Origin of the sequence: Mesorhizobium sp., from assembly GCF_965229135.1 — a bacterium.
Lineage (GTDB): Bacteria > Pseudomonadota > Alphaproteobacteria > Rhizobiales > Rhizobiaceae > Mesorhizobium.
The window spans coordinates 2790969-2807760 of sequence record NZ_OZ245860.1; the positions used below are offsets into that span (position 1 = coordinate 2790969).

Sequence of the window (16792 nt, forward strand, 5' to 3'; positions counted from 1 at the left end):
GGCCGGCAATCGCGTCAAAATGCTGTCCGCGAGCGCAATGCCGCGGCCAGGGTGCCCTCGTCGAGATAGTCGAGCTCACCGCCCACCGGCACGCCATGCGCCAGCCGCGTCACCTTGATGTCGAAGCCGGACAACTGGTCGGTGAGGTAATGCGCGGTGGTCTGCCCCTCGACTGTCGCGTTGACGGCGAGGATGATCTCCTTCACCTCGCCTCCAGCGACGCGGTCGACCAAGGAACGGATGTTGAGCTGTTCGGGGCCGATGCCGTCGAGTGGCGACAGCGTTCCCCCCAGCACGTGATATCTGACATTCATGGCCGCCGCGCGTTCGAGCGCCCAAAGGTCGGAAACATCCTCGACGACGATGAGCGTGCCCGCATCACGGCGCGGATCGGTGCAGATCATGCAAGGGTCCGAGGTGTCGACGTTGCCGCAGGTCGAGCAGATGCGAACCTTGTCGGCTGCCTCGCCCATGGCGGCGGCGAGCGGCGACAGCAGTTGCTCCTTCTTCTTGATCAGATGAAGGGCCGCGCGCCTGGCCGAACGGGGGCCAAGCCCCGGCACCTTGGCCAGGAGTTGGATCAGGCGTTCGATCTCGGGACCGGCGATTCGCTTCGACATGGCACCGGTCTAGGATTTTTCCGCGCGCTTTGGAACATGCGGGGCGGGACCGTGCTGACAGTCCCTCCCCTGCAACGCCCGCGAAGCGGTCACCGGTGCCGGGCATCCGTGACGCCGCCGGCGGCCTAGTCTTGAAGCGGGCGGCTCTGGCTGGCGATCATGGCTCCGATCGCATCGGTATTTTCCGGCGTCGCCTCGAAGGCCATCGTCGCCTGTTGCGAAGCAGTCTGGAAAGGTATCGTTCGTGGCTGCACGTCACCACCAAAACGGGCGGCGTCAGGCTCCTGCATGGGCTCCTGCATCGCCACCATGGTCTCCTTGGCCGGTTTCACCCGCGGCTGGATCGAAGCGGTCGTGTAGACAGGCTCGACGGTGGTGGTTCTGGCGGCAGCCGGCTTGGCCACGGGCGCCGGAGCGGCGGAGGCAACCAGCACCGCGGGCGCAACGGGCTTCGACACCGGGGGCGCCGCGTAGGCGACCGCAACCTGCGGCTCGTCCGGCAGCGGCTGCCAGTTGCGACCGCGCTTCTCGTAGAAGGCATTGCCGCCGGCAACCATGGTGTAGTGCATGTTCTTGTAGGGGAAGCGAAGGCCAGCGGTGTGGAAATACATCGTGTTCTTCAGCTTGGTTTGCCGCTCGCCCCTCAGCACGGCGTCGGCGGCTTCTTCAACGTCCGGCAAGGCGCGCGAATTCATCGGCCTGGTCATGACGCCGGGCGCGAACTGGCCGGGCTCGCCGACCACCTCGCAGATGGTGCTGCCATGTTGACCGGACCGCAGCCGGTTCATGACCACCGTGCCGACGGCGATCATGCCGTCCCGGCTCGAGCGGTTGGACTCGAAGAACATGGCGCGCTCCAGGCACTCCTTGTCCTTGGGTGTGTGGCTGTAGGGCCGCGAGCTCAGGAAGCTCGGCGTAATCGCGCTGGTCAGGCTTGCGACGGACATGCCGTGCGACGTGGTCTGACTGCAACCGGCCAAAAACAGCGGGGAGGTGACGACACCGAGCAACAGCGGCGTCTTCCATCGCATGGCTATCAACAAGCAACCCTCATTTCGATGCCCGCCCCCAGGCTGCGGCAAGAATGAGACACTTTCGGGCAAAAAGATGGCTAAAGCGTTATTAACTTGCAGGAGTGCTCAAATTGGCACAGTTCGATGGCAGAAACCCGGCTATCGCGCGGCCCGCGCGGCGATGGACTGCCCGGGCTCGGCCTCTTCGAACTCCTCCGAAAAGAGGCCGCGAATCAGAAACAGGGTCCGCGCATCGCGTGCTTTGGGTGCGATCTGCTCCGGCCAGCCACTGGCTATGAACTCCACCTTGGTGAAGTCCGGCATTGCCAGGCAGGCCGCTTCCAGGAAATGAGCGATTTCCATCACGATCTCGCGCTCATCCTTCGAAAGAACCGACTTGCCGGATTCGATCGATGGGCGGTGGACGAAATCCTCGAAGAGATTGAAATAGCCATTAATGCCGACGAGATCCACGCCCCCATCGCATTCCGCCAGGATTTCAAGGATCTCGTAGATCCTGTTGCGGATCCGCTGCTCGATCAGCCTGTCCGACGGTTCTTCGATCACGGGCGTGGCGCCATGGCTAGAAAGGCAGTTTCATTCCAGGCGGTATCGGCAATCCCGCCGTCAGCGCCTTGGTCTTTTCCTGCATGATCTGCTCGACCTTGACCTTGGCGTCATTGTGGGCGGCAAGCAAGAGGTCCTCCAGAATCTCGACCTCGTCCTCCTTGAACAGGGAGGGATCAATCTTCAGCGACTTCATCTCGAATTTTCCGGTGAGCGTCACCACCACCAGGCCGCCGCCGGCCTGACCGGTGGCTTCCAAGGTGGCGATCTCGTCCTGCATGGCCTGGAACTTGGCCTGCATTTCCTTCGCCTTGCCCATCAGGCCCAGAAGATCTTTCATCGCGTGTTCCTTTGCGATTGATACAGTTTAAATTTCGTCGTCGTCCGCTGCCGGCTCTACCGGCGGATCGGCTTGGTCGCTGTCCACTTCCGGGGCGTCGGGAATGCGCACGTCGATGATCTTGGCGCCGGGAAAGCGGGCCAGGATGGCAGCCACGGTCGGGTCGCTCTTGGCATCGAGGAAAGCGGTCTCGCGCTTTGCCGATTCGATCTGGGCCAGTGTCTGGCCGCCCTCCTCCTTCGACAGCGACACCAGCCAGTTGCGGCCGGTCCAGGCGCGCAGCTTGGTCGTCAGGTCGTTGAGCAGCATCTTTGGCGCGTCATCGGTCAGATTGACGTCGATGCGACCCGGTTCGATGCGCACGAGGCGCATGCAGCGCTTGACCAGGATCTTGAAGGCGATGTCGCGCTGCGCATCGGCCAGCGCAACGATATCGGCCAGCGACTTCACCGACACTTGCGGCGTCTCCTGCACCGGCTCTCGCGGGGCAACGAAGGCGGCAGGAGCAGGCACGGTCTCGACCAGCCGCATGGCCTGGGCGCCGCCTCCCGAACCGGTGGGCATGCGCGCCTGTGCCACCGCGCTGGCGCCGCCGCCATTGCCGGGGCCTGCCGGCGCGCCGTTCGAACGTGGTGTTGCGCCCGGCGCGGAATATCCGCCCTCCAGGGATTTCAGTGCCTCGTCCAAGGTCGGCAGGTCGGCGGCATGCGCCAGCCTGATCAACACCATCTCGGCGGCGCTGACCGGCCGGTTGGAGGACTGCACCTCCGGAATGCCCTTCAACAACATCTGCCATGTCCGGGACAACACCCTGACCGACAGGGCCCTGGCGAAATCCGCGCCGCGTTGCCGTTCGTCCTCGGACAGCGAAGCGTCGTCGATGGCCGCGGGCACGAAGCGCAGGCGCGTGACCAGATGGTTGAACTCGGCGAGATCTGTCAGCACCGCCGCCGGATCGGCGCCGGTGTCGTATTGCGCGCGGAATTCCCCGAGTGCCGCCGCCACGTCGCCCTTCATCACATGCTCGAACAGGTCGACGATGCGGGCGCGATCAGCGAGCCCAAGCATGGCCCGCACCGCCTCGGCGGTGACGGTGCCGCCGCCATGGGCGATCGCCTGGTCAAGAATGGAGAGCGAATCGCGCGCCGAGCCTTCCGCCGCGCGGGCGACCATGGCCAGCGCGTCATCATCGACCGAAATGCCTTCCTTGGCCGAAATCGAGCCGAGATGCGCGACCAGCGCGCTGGCATCGATGCGCCTGAGGTCAAAGCGCTGGCAGCGCGACAGCACGGTAATCGGCACCTTGCGGATTTCGGTGGTGGCGAAGATGAACTTGACGTGCGGCGGCGGCTCTTCAAGCGTCTTCAGCAGGCCGTTGAAAGCCTGCGTCGACAGCATGTGCACCTCATCGATGATGTAGACCTTGTAGCGTGCCGAGACCGGCGCGTAACGCACGCGCTCGATGATGTCCCTGATGTCGTCGATGCCGGTGTGCGAGGCGGCGTCCATCTCGATGACATCGACATGGCGGCCTTCCATGATCGCCTGGCAGTGCTCGCCCAGGACCGCAAGATCGACGGATGGCTGGTCCATGGTCGACGTCTTGTAGTTGAGTGCCCGCGCCAGGATGCGCGCCGTCGTCGTCTTGCCCACGCCGCGAACGCCGGTCAGCATCCAGGCCTGCGCGATGCGCCCGGTGGCAAAGGCATTGGTGAGCGTGCGGACCATCGGCTCCTGGCCGATCAGTTCGGAGAAGTTCGAGGGACGATATTTGCGCGCCAGAACGCGATAGGCCACGGCCTTTTCGGTCCCAGGATTTCCGGCTTCGCTCATTCGCCCGTAAAGCTCCAAGTGCCGCGACTGGAGGCGGCCGATTCCCGCGCATAGTTTCGCTCGCACGGCTCGGCGCCGTCAATGTCGCGAGAGAAAGGCGAAGAGGTGGGAGGCTGGAACAATGACCCGTTCCGGGCTCGTTAGGGCTGCTTCCTTCCGGACCTGACCCGGTTGGCGAGTGGATCGTCCACCACCAACCTCCCGGCCCCCATATCGGCAATTCGGCGATGAAATGCAAGTGCGGTCAAGAATCGGCGCACCAAAGCGTGAGGAACCAATGATTCGCTTGCAGCCCCCTTGCTGCCGCTCTAGCGTTCATGAGTTTGAGGAACAATAAAATCGAGGAAACGCCAATGCTGCCTGGCCTGAAGGCCGGATTCACGCTGGATGCCCGTCTGGAGGCGGACAGTGAGCAGTTGATGTGGCTCGGCCTGTGCGAATTGCGGGTGATGAACGACCGGCGCTGGCCCTGGTTGCTGCTGGTGCCGCAGCGGCCCGGCGCCGAAGAAATCCACGACATGACGCCGCTTGACCAGGCGATGCTGACTTTCGAGACCAATATGGTGGCGCAGGCGCTGAAAAAGGTGACCGGTTGCACCAAGATCAATACCGGAGCACTCGGCAATATCGTGCGCCAGCTGCATGTCCATGTCATCGCGCGTTCGGAAGGCGATGCCGGCTGGCCTGGCCCGGTCTGGGGACACGGCATGCGCGAGCCCTATCAGGGCTCCGACATCCGACGGTTTGCCGAAACCATCAAGGCGGCGTTATAAGCCTGTCCAGTGTCCATCCTGAAAGCCGCACCACGAGTCCCCATGAGCTTCCGCCTTTTTGACGCGCCTTTGCGCGAGCCGAGCCAGTTCGTCGGCTTCGCCGGCAACACGATCGACCGCCAGTCCGAGAACCGGGCTGACGATTCCGTCGAGAAGGCGCTGGCCGACCCTTCGGCACGGCTGTTGCTGGCGCACGGTGGCCGGCTCTACCTGAAGCTTGTCGATGGCCGCTTCGATCCCTGGTTCAGCGCCAGCGAGAGCCAGGCTCTTGAATTGTCCCTGGACCAGGGCGTCCTGCTCGGCTTTTCAGAAAGCGGACCGGTTCTGGCCGTCCCGGCAGGCGTCGATCCCGAGCACCTTCCGGAAACGATCAAGGCCATCGATTACCGCTCTGTCTACATGCAGGGCCTGATCGACGAGGCAGCGGCCGGCGCGATGGCGCAAGGGGCCGCACTTCTGGCCTGGCATGCCAGCCATCGCTTCTGCAGCAAATGCGGTACGCAATCGCGGATGCGGGCCGGCGGCTACAAGCGCCACTGCCCGAATTGCGGCACCGAGCATTTTCCGCGCACCGATCCGGTGGCGATCATGCTGACCGCGACCCGCGAGAAGTGCCTGCTCGGCCGGGGCCGGCATTTCGGACCGGGCATGTATTCGGCACTTGCCGGCTTCATAGAACCGGGCGAGACCATCGAGGCGGCCGTGCGCCGCGAGACTCTGGAGGAAGCCGGCATCCGGCTTGGACGCGTCGTCTACCATGCCAGCCAACCCTGGCCGTTTCCCTATTCGCTGATGATCGGCTGCTTCGGCGAGCCGCTCAATGACGACATCCAGGCCGACCTCAACGAACTGGAGGACTGCCGCTGGTTTCTTCGCGACGAGGTTCGTCTGATGCTGGCCAGGGAACATCCCGGCAATCTGGTCACGCCGCCGAAAGGCGCCATTGCGCATCATCTCATCCGCGCCTGGGTCGACAGCGAATAATCAGGGCATTGCAGGAGCAGGCAAATGATCCGTCACACCGTCGTCTTCACGCTGAAGCACCCAACGCATTCGCTCGAGGAAAGGCGTTTCCTCACCGATGCCAAGCGAATCCTCACAGCGATAAAGGGCGTCACGCATTTCGAGCAACTGCGGCAGATCAGCCCCAAGAACGACTATCACTTCGGCTTCTCGATGGAGTTCGCCGACCATGCCGCCTATACGAGATACAATGAGCACCCGGACCATGTCGCTTTCGTGCGCGACCGCTGGATCCCGGAGGTCGCGCAATTTCTCGAAATCGACTACGTGCCGCTGGGCTCGGTTGTCTAATCAGCCACCTTCCACTGTTCTCGCGATTCGCTCGCCGGATAGACGCCGAGGATCCGCACTTCGCGTGAGAAGAACCGAAGCTCCTCCAGCGCCAGCTTTACCAGAGGGTCATCGGGATGGCCTTCGATGTCGGCGTAGAACAGCGTCGCCGTGAAGGCACCCAGTTGATAGCTCTCCAGCTTGGTCATGTTGATGCCGTTGGTGGCGAAGCCGCCCATCGCCTTGTACAGCGCGGCCGGCACGTTGCGGACACGGAAGATGAAGGTCGTCATCATCTTGACGTCGGGCGACGGACGTTCGGCCCAGTGCTTGTTCTTGGTCAGCACGACGAAGCGCGTGACGTTGGAATCGGTATCCTCGACATTCTCCTCGAGGATATCGAGCCCGTAGAGCGTCGCGGCCAGCGCCGGCGACAGGGCTGCCATGGTGCGGTCCTTGACCTCGGAGACCATTTTGGCCGCCCCTGCGGTGTCGCCCGCGACGACCGCCTTCCAGCCGTTCTTGCGAATGTATTTCCGGCATTGGCCGAGCGCATGGATATGGCTGTGGACGGTCTTGATCTCGTCGCGTTTGACGCCCGGCAGCACCATCAGCTGGAAATGAATCGGCAGGAAATACTCGCCGACGATGTGAAGTTTCGATTCCGGCAACAGATGGTGGATGTCGGCGACACGCCCGGCGATGGTGTTCTCGATCGGGATCATGGCAAGATCGGCCTTGCCGGTCTCGACCGCGTTGAACGCATCCTCGAAGGTGGGGCACGGCAACGGCTCCATCGAGGGATAGACATTGCGGCTGGCGGTGTCGGAATTGGCGCCCGGCTCGCCCTGGAAGGATATTCTGTTGGTTTTTTCAGGCATGGCCAGATCTCGGATTGAAGGATGGTTTTCTTAGGCCGCGAGGATCGTCCTGGCGCGTTCCAGGTCTTCCGGCGTGTCGACCCCGAGCGGCACGGAATGGACGATCTCGGCGTCGATGCGCATGCCGGCCTCCAACGCCCGCAGTTGCTCCAGCTTCTCGCGGCGTTCCAGCGGCGACGGTTTCAGCGCCACGAAACGCTCAAGCGCCGAACGGCGATACGCATAGAGGCCGATATGATGGTAGAGCGGTCCCTCACCCCACGGTGCGGTGGCACGGGTGAAGTACAGAGCCCTGAGCCGTGCCGGCGACAGTGGCGAACCGACCAGCTTGACGACATTGGGATTGGTCTTTTCCGCATCGCGGACAATCTCGACGCAGAGCGTGGCGATATCCACCGCCGCGTCCTCGAAAGGCTTGAGCGCGGCGCTGATGTCACTGGGATCGATTGTCGGAAGATCGCCCTGAACATTGACGATGGTTTCCACCTTGCCGCCGGGGTCGAGCGCGGTCAGCGCCTCGAAGATACGGTCGGAACCCGATTCGTGATCCATGCGCGTCATGACCGCTTCGAAGCCGTGCGCGCGAACCGCTTCAGCCACGCTTTGCGTGTCGGTCGCGACCACGACTCGGCCCAGATCGGCCTCGGCTGCGCGGCGGGCAACATGAACGATCATCGGGGCTCCGCTGATGTCGGCCAGCGGCTTGCCCGGAAGGCGGGTTGAGGCCATGCGGGCCGGGATCAGGATGAGCGTGGACATGAGGACAGCAGGCGTTTGAAAAGAGGAGGGGAAAAGTGGCAAAAGGTCTCACTGGAAGCGCCCTTATAGGTGTTGCAACGCCGGAGCAAAAGACCTAGTTTCCGCCCGATTTGACCGCCCCGGCAGGGTGGGTCACGATACCGACGGACGGAGTGGACGGATCAGTCCGCCGGAAAAGGGAGCCTGGGGCGTATGGACTCTTTCGAAATCAACAAGCTGATCGGCGGACTGCTCGGAACTTGTTTCGTCGTCTTCTCGGTTGGCCTGGTGTCCGACGCGCTGTTTGCCTCTCCCGCCCCGGAAAAGCCGGGCTTCGCGATCGAGGTCGCCGAGCCCGCGGAAGCCGGCGCGGCCGCACCGGCCGCCGAGGCCAAGCCGATCGCCGATCTCCTGGCTACCGCCAATGTCGAAGCGGGCGCTGCCGTCTTCAAGAAGTGCCAGGCTTGCCATTCCGGCGAGAAGGGCGGCCCGAACAAGGTTGGCCCCGACCTGTGGGACCTCGTCGACCGTCCCGTGGCCGAGCACGAAGGCTTCGCCTATTCGGCCGGCATGAAGGAATTCTCCAAAGGCGGCGCCGAAAAGTGGACCTACGACAACATCAACCACTTCATCACCTCGCCGAAGAAATTCGTGAAGGGCACGGCCATGGGCTTCGCCGGCCTGCCGAAGGATGAGGATCGCGCCAACGTCATCGCCTATCTGCGCACGCTTTCGGACAATCCGAAGCCGCTGCCGACACCCGGCACAGCGGCCGACGCAAGCGCTCCCGCCAAGCCGGCGGACGCAGCAGCGCCGGCCACGCCCGCGGCGGGTGCCGCTCCGGCGGCGCCGGCCCCAGCAGCGCCGGCGGCCCCTGCCGCACCAGCTCCGGCGGCCCAATAACCAGATTGTAATGGACATATCCTTGAAAAAGCCGGGTTCAGCCCGGCTTTTTTATTGGGAAAATTCCAAGTGCGGCGACAAAGCCGGGTCACGCCGGTTTTCATGGGCGTCAAATCATCTAGATTGTCCGCTGACAGGGCATCGCAAAGAGGAAAACGCATGACGGCTGGCCGGACGCTTCTCAGATCGGTGCTCGTCGCCGCAGCTCTCGCTGCAAATCTGCAGACGGCCTTTTCGGACGAATGGCGCACCACCTCCTCGCTGATCGGCGAGTCCAAATATGGTGACAACTTCCAGCACTACGATTACGTCAATCCGGATGCGCCCAAGGGCGGCACGTTAAATTCGGTGCTGCTTGGCACTTATGACAGCTTCAACCCGTATATCGTCCAGGGTTCGCCTGCCGCCGGCTTTTCCGGCTTCGGCGGGGGCCTTCTCTACGATACGCTGATGGAGCAGGCGACCGACGAAGGCAGCACCAGCCACCCGCTGATCGCCGACGCCTACAAATACCCGCCTGACTACTCGTCGGCCACTTACCGGCTTGATCCGCGCGCGAAATGGCATGATGGTCAGCCGATCACCGTAGATGACGTGATCTGGTCGTTCCAGGTGCTGAAGGCCAACAGCCCGTTGTACAGCCGCTATTTCGAGAATGTCACCGATGCGGTGGCCGTGTCCGACCGTGAGGTGGAGTTCCATTTCAGCCAGAAGGGCAACCGGGAACTGCCGAAGATACTCGGCGACCTCGCCGTGCTGCCCAAACATTGGTGGGAAGGCACCGATGCCAATGGCAAAAAGCGCGACGTCACTAAATCGACCCTGGAGCCTCCGCTGGGTTCGGCCGCCTACAAGATCGCCAGCTTCAAGCCAGGCTCGGAAATCGTCTGGCAGCGTGTCCCCGATTATTGGGGCGCGAAGCTGCCTGTGAAGGTGGGCCGCGAGAATTTCGATACACGGCGCTACACTTACATCCTCGACGACAATGCCGCGTGGCTCGCCTTCACCAAGGGGGGGCTCGAAGACGTCAACCGGGAATACAGTTCGCGCAAATGGGCAACGGCTTATGACTTCCCGGCGGTCAAGGCCGGGGATGTGATCAAGAAGGATTTCCAGACACAGTCGCCACAGCCGATGCAGGGTTTCGTCCTCAACCAGAGGCGGCCATTGTTCCAGGACCGTCTGGTGCGCGAGGCGCTGACCTATCCGTTCGACTTCGAGACTATGAACCGAACGCTGTTCTTCGGCTACAACACCCGTACATCCAGCTATTTCCAAGGCACGGAACTGGCCTCCAGCGGATTGCCGCAGGGCAAGGAACTGGAAATCCTGCAACAGTATCGCGACAAGCTGCCGCCGGAACTGTTCACGCAGGAGTTCAAGCTGCCGGTCTACGATTCACCACAGGCCGAGCGGAAATACCTGAAACAGGCGGTCGACCTCTTTGCCCAAGCTGGATGGGTGATCAAGGGCGGCAAGATGGTCAGCGCCAAGACCGGCGAGCCGTTCAAGTTCGAGATCCTTGGCTGGAACGACACCGACCAGGTGATCGCCAGCCCCTACATCGCCAACCTGCGCAAGATCGGGGTCGACGCCACCTTACGCATCATCGACCAGACCCAGTATGTCAACCGCGTCACCAATTTCGATTTCGATGTGGTCACGGGGCTGTTCGGCCAGTCGGAATCGCCCGGCAACGAGCAGCGCGACTTCTGGAGCTCAAAAGCCGCTGATACGCCAGGCTCGCGCAATCTGATGGGCATAAAGAACCCGATCGTCGATGCGCTGGTCGACCGCATCATCTTCGCCACCGATCGCGAGGACCTCGTAGCCACCACCCACGCACTTGACCGGGTGCTGTTGTGGAATTTCTACGTCGTGCCGCAATATTACCGATCGGCGGTCTGGCTGGCCTATTGGAACAAGTTCAGCTTCCCCGACAAGCAGCCAAGCTATCTCGGCGTCGACCTCGATTCCTGGTGGATCGACCCGGACAAGGAAAAAGCACTGGCAGCCAAGTACAAGGGCGTCAATTGATGGCGGTTCTGGCCCGCCGCGACTTCCTGACCTTGAGCGCGGCGGCGGCCGCAGCCGCGCTTCTGCCGGGCCGGGCCTTCGCGGACGTCGCGACCGGCGTGAAGCTGCACGGACTGTCCGCCTTCGGCGATCTCAAATACAAGCAGGACTTCGCCCATTTCGACTATGTCAACGTCGATGCGCCGAGCGGCGGTGTCTTCAACTTCTCGCCACCGAACTGGGACTACAATCAGAATACGGAAACGTTCAACACGCTGAATTCCTTCACATCGAAGGGCGATGCGCCGCCGCGCATGGAGATGTGTTTCGACACGCTGATGGCGCGGGCGCAGGACGAACCCGACGCCGTGTACGGCCAGCTTGCCGACGGTGTGATCCTTTCGGCCGACCGCAACAGTTACGAGTTTTCGCTGAGGCCGGAGGCGCGCTTCCATGATGGCACCCCGCTGACGGCCGAGGATGCCGCCTTCACCTACAAGCTCTACAAGGACAAGGGCCATCCGAAAATCACGCAGGCACTGAAGTTTCTGACCGATGTCGTGGCGGTCGATGCGCACACGCTGCGGCTCACCTTTTCCGGCGGGCAGTCCGCCCGTACTGTACTTAATGTCGTCCAGTTTCCTATTCTGTCGAAGACTTTCTATACGGCGAACCCTTTCGACTCCTCGCAATTGAATGCGCCACTGGGGTCTGGCGCTTACAAGGTCGGACGACTGTCGGCGGGAACATGGATCGAATATGAGCGCGTCGCGGACTATTGGGGCCGCGACCTTCCGGTCAATCGCGGCCAGAACAATTTCGAAATCATCCGTATCGAGTTCTATCAGAACCGAACGGCCGGCTTCGAAGCCTTCAAGAAAGGCGAGATCCTCTATCGCGAGGAATCCGTCTCACGCGTCTGGGCCACCGGTTATGATTTTCCGGCCTTCACCTCCGGCAAGGTGGTCAAGAACGAGTTTCCGAGCGAAAAATTCCCCACGATGCAGGCAACCGCCGTCAACCAGCGTCGTGAGCACTTTCGCGACGCAAGGGTGCGGCAAGCGATCGCGCTCTGCTTCGATTTCGAGTGGACACGCCGTAACTTCTTCTACGGATCGTACGAGCGTTCGCAATCGTGCTTCGAGAAATCGGATTTTCGCGCCGAAGGACCGCCCTCGCCGGCGGAACTGGCGCTGCTGGAGCCATTGCGCAGCAAGGTTCCAGCAGAGGTCTTCGGCGAGGCCGTGACCCAGCCCGCATCCGATGGGTCCGGCCGCGACCGCAAGCTGCTCGGCCAGGCAGCAAAACTTCTCGCCGCGGCTGGCTGGAAACGGTCCGGGGACTTCGTCGTCAACGGCAAGGGCGAGAAGCTGTCGGCCGAATTCCTGGTCGACGACGACATCTTCGTTCAGATCTATTCGCCCTGGATCGCCAATATGAAGGCCGTCGGCATCGACGCCACGATCCGCTTGGTGGATTCGGCACAATATCAGCTGCGGCAGGCGACGTTCGATTTCGACCTGATCTCGGCTGCCTTCAACTTCAGTGCGACGCCGACCCTCGACGATCTCGAAATCATTTTCCATTCGAGCACGGCCAATGCCTCCTATTCGCGCAACCTGCCGGGCACGTCAGATCCGGCGGTCGATTCGCTGGTCGATGCTGTCGGCGCCGCCAAGGATCGCGAAAGCCTGACCGTTGCGATGCGGGCGCTCGACCGGGTCTTGCGCGCGCGGCTCGATTGGATTCCAAGTTGGTTCCTAGCGAATCACCGAAGCGCCTATTGGGACATGTTCGGTTTTCCTGAACAGAAGCCCGATTTCGGCTTTCCGGTCGAGACGCTGTGGTGGTTCGACAAGGGCAAGGCGGCAAAAATTGGCAAAGCCTGACATTCTCGCGCACGCAGGACCGACGAGCTGATGGGCGCCTATATACTGCGCCGCATCCTGCTGATGATCCCGACACTGTTCGGCATCATGGCTATATCCTTCGCCGTCATCCAGTTCGCGCCAGGCGGCCCGGTCGAGCAGGTCATCGCCAAGCTGACGAACCAGGGCGGCAGCGACCGCCTTGGCGGCGGCGGTGGCGATACGGGCGGCAGCAACTTCGACGTTGCCGGCGACGTCGGTTCGAAATACCGGGGCGCACAGGGACTCGACCCGGAATTCATCAAGAAGCTCGAGAAACAGTTCGGCTTCGACAAGCCGCCGCTCGAACGCTTCGGCATGATGCTGTGGAACTATTCGCGTTTCGATTTCGGCAACAGCTACTTTCGCGATATCTCGGTGCTCGACCTGATCCTCGAGAAGATGCCCGTTTCGATTTCGATCGGGCTGTGGATCACGCTGCTGTCCTATCTGATTTCGATCCCGCTCGGCATCCGCAAGGCGGTGAAGGATGGTTCGGCGTTCGATGTCTGGACCAGCGGCGTCGTCATCGTGGGCTACGCCATTCCCGGCTTCCTGTTCGCCATCCTGCTGATGATCCTGTTTGCCGGCGGCTCGTTCTGGGACTGGTTCCCATTGCGCGGGATCGTCTCCGACAATTGGGATCAATTGTCCTGGCCGGCCAAGATCGTCGACTATTTCTGGCACATGACCTTGCCGCTCACGGCGCTGGTGCTGTCGGCCTTCGCCACCACGACGCTTCTGACCAAGAACTCCTTCCTCGAGGAAATCCGCAAGCAATATGTCGTCACCGCGCGCGCCAAGGGGCTGTCGGAACGGCAGGTGCTCTACGGCCATGTCTTCCGCAACGCCATGCTGATCGTCATCGCCGGCTTTCCTGGCGCCTTCATCTCGGCCTTCTTCACCGGCTCTCTGCTGATCGAGAACATCTTTTCGCTCGACGGCCTCGGCCTGCTAGGGTTCAAGTCGGTGGTCGAGCGTGATTATCCGGTGGTGTTCGCCAACCTCTACATCTTCTCACTGCTCGGACTGTTTGTCGGGCTACTGTCGGACCTGATGTATACATGGGTCGATCCGCGCATCGATTTCGAGCGGAGAGACGTCTGATGTCCGGGGTCGAGATCGCCGCCGAGACGACGCCTGGCCGGACAGCCCGGCCCCGGTTCTCACCGCTCAACCAGCGCCGCTGGCAGAACTTCAAGGCCAACCGGCGTGGTTACTGGTCGCTGTGGATATTCCTGATCCTGTTCGTGCTGTCGCTGTTCGCCGAGTTCATCGCCAACGACAAGCCGCTCATCGCCTCCTACAAGGGCGAGATCCTGTTCCCGGTGCTGGTCGCCTATCCCGAGGAGAAATTCGGCGGCTTCTACGCCGTCACCGACTATCGCGATCCGGTCATCCAGGAGGAGATCAACGCCCATGGCTGGACGCTCTGGCCGCCTGTCCGTTACTCCTACCAGACCGTCAACAACGCCATTCCCGAGGCCGCGCCGGCCAAGCCTTCATGGCGCTACGATGCCGCGACACGCTGCAAGCAGTATCCGCAGGGCGCTGCCGACCCCAATTGCATCGTCGGCAACTGGAACTGGCTGGGCACCGACGACCAGGCCCGCGACGTGCTGGCGCGCGTTATCTACGGCTTCAGGGTCTCGGTGCTGTTCGGCCTGATCCTGACCACGGGCTCGGCGCTGATCGGCGTGGCGGCCGGCGCCACGCAAGGTTATTTCGGCGGCTGGACCGACCTTCTATTCCAGCGATTCATCGAGATCTGGTCGGCCATTCCAGTCCTCTATTTGCTGCTGATCGTGGCCGCCATCCTGCCGCCCGGCTTCTTCATCCTGCTCGGGCTGATGCTGCTGTTCTCCTGGGTGGCGCTGGTCGGCGTCGTGCGCGCCGAATTCCTGCGCGCCCGCAACTTCGAATATGTCAACGCGGCACGGGCGCTCGGCGTCTCCAACCGCACCATCATGTTCCGGCATCTTCTGCCCAACGCCATGGTGGCGGCGCTGACCTTCCTGCCCTTCCTGCTCTCGGGCTCGATCTCGACGCTGACGTCGCTCGACTATCTCGGCTTCGGCCTGCCGCCGGGCTCGGCCTCGCTTGGTGAATTGCTGAAGCAGGCGCAGCGCAACCTCAACGCGCCGTGGCTCGGCATTTCCGGCTTCGTCGTCATTTCGCTGATGCTGTCGCTGCTGGTCTTCGTCGGTGAGGCGACCCGCGATGCGTTCGATCCGCGCAAGACATTCAGATGAGCGAAAACTCCCTCCTCTCCGTTCGCGATCTCAGCGTCGCCTTCTCGCAAGGCGGCAAGCAGTCGATGGCCGTCGACCATGTCTCCTTCGACATCGCCAAGGGCGAGACGGTGGCACTTGTCGGAGAATCCGGATCCGGCAAGTCGGTCTCGGCGCTGTCGGTGCTGAAACTGCTGCCCTATCCGACCGCCAGCCACCCGTCTGGACAGATCCTGTTCCAGGGCGCCGACCTCTTGGCCATGAACGAGAAACAGTTGCGGCAAGTGCGCGGCAACAAGATCACCATGATCTTCCAAGAGCCGATGACCTCGCTCAATCCGCTGCACACGATCGAGCACCAGATTATCGAAATCCTGAAGCTGCACCAAGGCATGGCCGACCGCCCGGCCAAGGCACGCACGCTGGCCTTGCTCAAGGAAGTGGGTATCCGCGAGCCGGAAAAACGCCTCGACGCCTATCCGCACCAGCTCTCCGGCGGTCAGCGACAGCGCGTCATGATCGCCATGGCGCTGGCCAACGAACCGGAACTCCTGATCGCGGACGAGCCGACGACGGCGCTCGACGTCACCGTGCAGGCGCAGATCCTGGAGCTGCTCGCCGGACTGAAGACCCGCAAGAACATGTCGATGCTGTTCATCACCCATGATCTCGGCATCGTGCGCAAGATCGCCGACCGTGTCTGCGTGATGACCAAGGGCAAGATCGTCGAGACCGGGCCGACGAAGGAAATCTTCGCCAATCCGCGGCATCCCTACACGCGCCACCTGCTGGCCGCCGAACCGAAGGGCAAGCCGCCCGCCGCCAACAATGCCGCCAAGCCGGTGATGACGGGCCATGACATAAAGGTCTGGTTTCCGATCAAGAAGGGGTTCTTCCGGCGCACCGTGGACAATGTGAAGGCGGTGGACGGCATCGACATCACCGTGCGGGCCGGCCAGACGCTCGGCGTGGTCGGCGAATCCGGTTCCGGCAAGACGACGCTCGGCCTGGCGCTGGCCAGGATGATCTCCTCGACCGGCGTGATCCAGTTCAACGGGCGCGACATCAACCAGCTCTCCTTCAACGCCATGCGGCCGCTGCGGCGCGAACTGCAGATCGTCTTCCAGGACCCGTTCGGCTCGCTCAGCCCGCGCATGTCGATCGCCGAGATCATCGAGGAAGGGCTGAAGATCCACGAGCCGAAGCTGTCCCCCGATCAGCGCGACGACAAGGTCGTCGCCGTGCTGAAGGAGGTCGGGCTCGATCCGGAGACGCGCAATCGCTACCCGCACGAATTCTCCGGCGGCCAGCGCCAGCGTGTCGCCATAGCGCGCGCCATGGTGCTCAATCCACGCTTCGTCATGCTGGACGAGCCGACCTCCGCGCTCGACATGAGCGTGCAGGCGCAGGTGGTCGATCTCCTGCGCAACCTGCAGGCAAAGCACGACCTCGCCTATCTGTTCATCAGCCACGATCTGAAGGTCATCCGGGCGCTTGCCAACGAGGTCATCGTCATGCGCAATGGATTGGTGGTGGAAGCTGGCCCATCCGAACAAATTTTCGAACGGCCGCAGACCGACTATACTCGGGCGCTGATCTCCGCCGCCTTCAAGATCGAGACCGCCCCGGTCGGCATCGTCAGCCAGTGATTTGCATCTAACGGAACAGAAGACCGCA

The 16792-nt window shown here is 62.4% G+C and carries 16 protein-coding genes and 1 other RNA gene; 9 read left to right on the forward strand and 8 right to left on the reverse strand.

The window, feature by feature from the left end; translation table 11 throughout:
* Positions 1 to 14: 14 nt before the first annotated feature.
* From recR to ffs, 6 genes are all read right to left on the reverse strand, one after another.
* Complete coding sequence (recR, locus tag ACO07C_RS13305; protein WP_421914621.1) at positions 15 to 620, reverse strand: recombination mediator RecR; 606 nt, start codon at positions 618 to 620, stop codon at positions 15 to 17.
* A 125-nt stretch (positions 621 to 745) separates the two neighbouring features.
* Positions 746 to 1660 carry a cell wall hydrolase gene (locus tag ACO07C_RS13310; RefSeq protein WP_421917519.1) on the reverse strand — a complete coding sequence of 305 codons (915 nt, stop codon included), beginning with the start codon at positions 1658 to 1660 and terminating at the stop codon, positions 746 to 748.
* Between the two features lie 132 nt (positions 1661 to 1792).
* A complete protein-coding gene (locus ACO07C_RS13315; RefSeq protein ID WP_421914622.1) occupies positions 1793 to 2200 on the reverse strand; it encodes a hypothetical protein in 408 nt (135 codons plus the stop codon).
* Between the two features lie 16 nt (positions 2201 to 2216).
* On the reverse strand, positions 2217 to 2540 hold the full coding sequence (locus ACO07C_RS13320; RefSeq protein ID WP_227349139.1) for a YbaB/EbfC family nucleoid-associated protein: 324 nt from the start codon (positions 2538 to 2540) through the stop codon (positions 2217 to 2219).
* Between the two features lie 27 nt (positions 2541 to 2567).
* Positions 2568 to 4373, reverse strand: a complete 1806-nt coding sequence (locus tag ACO07C_RS13325) for a DNA polymerase III subunit gamma/tau (protein ID WP_421914623.1) — start codon at positions 4371 to 4373, stop codon at positions 2568 to 2570.
* A 105-nt stretch (positions 4374 to 4478) separates the two neighbouring features.
* Positions 4479 to 4575, reverse strand: an RNA gene (gene ffs, locus ACO07C_RS13330) — signal recognition particle sRNA small type.
* 151 nt (positions 4576 to 4726) lie between these two features.
* On the opposite strand from ffs, the gene ACO07C_RS13335 reads away from it, so the two are divergent.
* The 3 genes from ACO07C_RS13335 to ACO07C_RS13345 are packed head-to-tail and all read left to right on the forward strand — an operon-like array spanning position 4727 to position 6460.
* Positions 4727 to 5146, forward strand: a complete 420-nt coding sequence (locus tag ACO07C_RS13335) for an HIT domain-containing protein (protein WP_421914624.1) — start codon at positions 4727 to 4729, stop codon at positions 5144 to 5146.
* 42 nt (positions 5147 to 5188) lie between these two features.
* Positions 5189 to 6130, forward strand: a complete 942-nt coding sequence (gene nudC / locus ACO07C_RS13340) for an NAD(+) diphosphatase (protein ID WP_421914625.1) — start codon at positions 5189 to 5191, stop codon at positions 6128 to 6130.
* Positions 6131 to 6154: 24 nt separating this feature from the next.
* Positions 6155 to 6460, forward strand: a complete 306-nt coding sequence (locus tag ACO07C_RS13345; protein WP_421914626.1) for a Dabb family protein — start codon at positions 6155 to 6157, stop codon at positions 6458 to 6460.
* On the opposite strand, the gene ACO07C_RS13350 is transcribed toward ACO07C_RS13345, so the two are convergent.
* Positions 6457 to 7320 carry a prephenate dehydratase gene (locus tag ACO07C_RS13350; protein ID WP_421914627.1) on the reverse strand — a complete coding sequence of 288 codons (864 nt, stop codon included), beginning with the start codon at positions 7318 to 7320 and terminating at the stop codon, positions 6457 to 6459. The genes ACO07C_RS13345 and ACO07C_RS13350 overlap by 4 nt on opposite strands.
* 30 nt (positions 7321 to 7350) lie before the next feature.
* Positions 7351 to 8079: a 3-deoxy-manno-octulosonate cytidylyltransferase gene (locus tag ACO07C_RS13355; RefSeq protein ID WP_421914628.1), complete on the reverse strand. Its 729-nt coding sequence runs from the start codon at positions 8077 to 8079 to the stop codon at positions 7351 to 7353.
* Positions 8080 to 8271: 192 nt separating this feature from the next.
* Between ACO07C_RS13355 and ACO07C_RS13360 the strand changes: the two genes are divergently transcribed.
* The 6 genes from ACO07C_RS13360 to ACO07C_RS13385 all read left to right on the forward strand — a co-directional run bounded on the left by ACO07C_RS13360 (position 8272) and on the right by ACO07C_RS13385 (position 16764).
* A complete protein-coding gene (locus ACO07C_RS13360; protein ID WP_421914629.1) occupies positions 8272 to 8961 on the forward strand; it encodes a c-type cytochrome in 690 nt (229 codons plus the stop codon).
* Positions 8962 to 9120: 159 nt separating this feature from the next.
* Positions 9121 to 10998, forward strand: a complete 1878-nt coding sequence (locus tag ACO07C_RS13365) for an extracellular solute-binding protein (RefSeq protein ID WP_421914630.1) — start codon at positions 9121 to 9123, stop codon at positions 10996 to 10998.
* Positions 10998 to 12866 (forward strand): extracellular solute-binding protein, encoded by a 1869-nt coding sequence (locus tag ACO07C_RS13370; RefSeq protein ID WP_421914631.1) that lies wholly within the window; start codon positions 10998 to 11000, stop codon positions 12864 to 12866. Before ACO07C_RS13365 ends, ACO07C_RS13370 begins: the two co-directional genes overlap by 1 nt.
* 30 nt (positions 12867 to 12896) lie before the next feature.
* On the forward strand, positions 12897 to 13991 hold the full coding sequence (locus ACO07C_RS13375; RefSeq protein WP_421914632.1) for a microcin C ABC transporter permease YejB: 1095 nt from the start codon (positions 12897 to 12899) through the stop codon (positions 13989 to 13991).
* The gene (locus tag ACO07C_RS13380) at positions 13991 to 15136 is read left to right on the forward strand and encodes an ABC transporter permease (protein WP_421914633.1); all 1146 of its coding nucleotides are present in this window, start codon (positions 13991 to 13993) and stop codon (positions 15134 to 15136) included. The genes ACO07C_RS13375 and ACO07C_RS13380 overlap by 1 nt, the downstream gene beginning before the upstream one ends.
* Positions 15133 to 16764 carry an ABC transporter ATP-binding protein gene (locus ACO07C_RS13385; protein ID WP_421914634.1) on the forward strand — a complete coding sequence of 544 codons (1632 nt, stop codon included), beginning with the start codon at positions 15133 to 15135 and terminating at the stop codon, positions 16762 to 16764. The genes ACO07C_RS13380 and ACO07C_RS13385 overlap by 4 nt, the downstream gene beginning before the upstream one ends.
* Positions 16765 to 16792 lie beyond the last annotated feature (28 nt).

Coding starts and splice junctions, on each gene's coding strand:
- ACO07C_RS13370 (WP_421914631.1), top strand. CDS start 10,998: ATGGCGGTTCTGGCCCGCCGCGACTTCCTGACCTTGAGCGCGGCGGCG.
- nudC (WP_421914625.1), top strand. CDS start 5,189: ATGAGCTTCCGCCTTTTTGACGCGCCTTTGCGCGAGCCGAGCCAGTTC.
- ACO07C_RS13380 (WP_421914633.1), top strand. CDS start 13,991: ATGTCCGGGGTCGAGATCGCCGCCGAGACGACGCCTGGCCGGACAGCC.
- ACO07C_RS13350 (WP_421914627.1), bottom strand. CDS start 7,320: ATGCCTGAAAAAACCAACAGAATATCCTTCCAGGGCGAGCCGGGCGCC.
- ACO07C_RS13360 (WP_421914629.1), top strand. CDS start 8,272: ATGGACTCTTTCGAAATCAACAAGCTGATCGGCGGACTGCTCGGAACT.
- ACO07C_RS13365 (WP_421914630.1), top strand. CDS start 9,121: ATGACGGCTGGCCGGACGCTTCTCAGATCGGTGCTCGTCGCCGCAGCT.
- ACO07C_RS13355 (WP_421914628.1), bottom strand. CDS start 8,079: ATGTCCACGCTCATCCTGATCCCGGCCCGCATGGCCTCAACCCGCCTT.
- recR (WP_421914621.1), bottom strand. CDS start 620: ATGTCGAAGCGAATCGCCGGTCCCGAGATCGAACGCCTGATCCAACTC.
- ACO07C_RS13345 (WP_421914626.1), top strand. CDS start 6,155: ATGATCCGTCACACCGTCGTCTTCACGCTGAAGCACCCAACGCATTCG.
- ACO07C_RS13385 (WP_421914634.1), top strand. CDS start 15,133: ATGAGCGAAAACTCCCTCCTCTCCGTTCGCGATCTCAGCGTCGCCTTC.
- ACO07C_RS13325 (WP_421914623.1), bottom strand. CDS start 4,373: ATGAGCGAAGCCGGAAATCCTGGGACCGAAAAGGCCGTGGCCTATCGC.
- ACO07C_RS13335 (WP_421914624.1), top strand. CDS start 4,727: ATGCTGCCTGGCCTGAAGGCCGGATTCACGCTGGATGCCCGTCTGGAG.
- ACO07C_RS13320 (WP_227349139.1), bottom strand. CDS start 2,540: ATGAAAGATCTTCTGGGCCTGATGGGCAAGGCGAAGGAAATGCAGGCC.
- ACO07C_RS13375 (WP_421914632.1), top strand. CDS start 12,897: ATGGGCGCCTATATACTGCGCCGCATCCTGCTGATGATCCCGACACTG.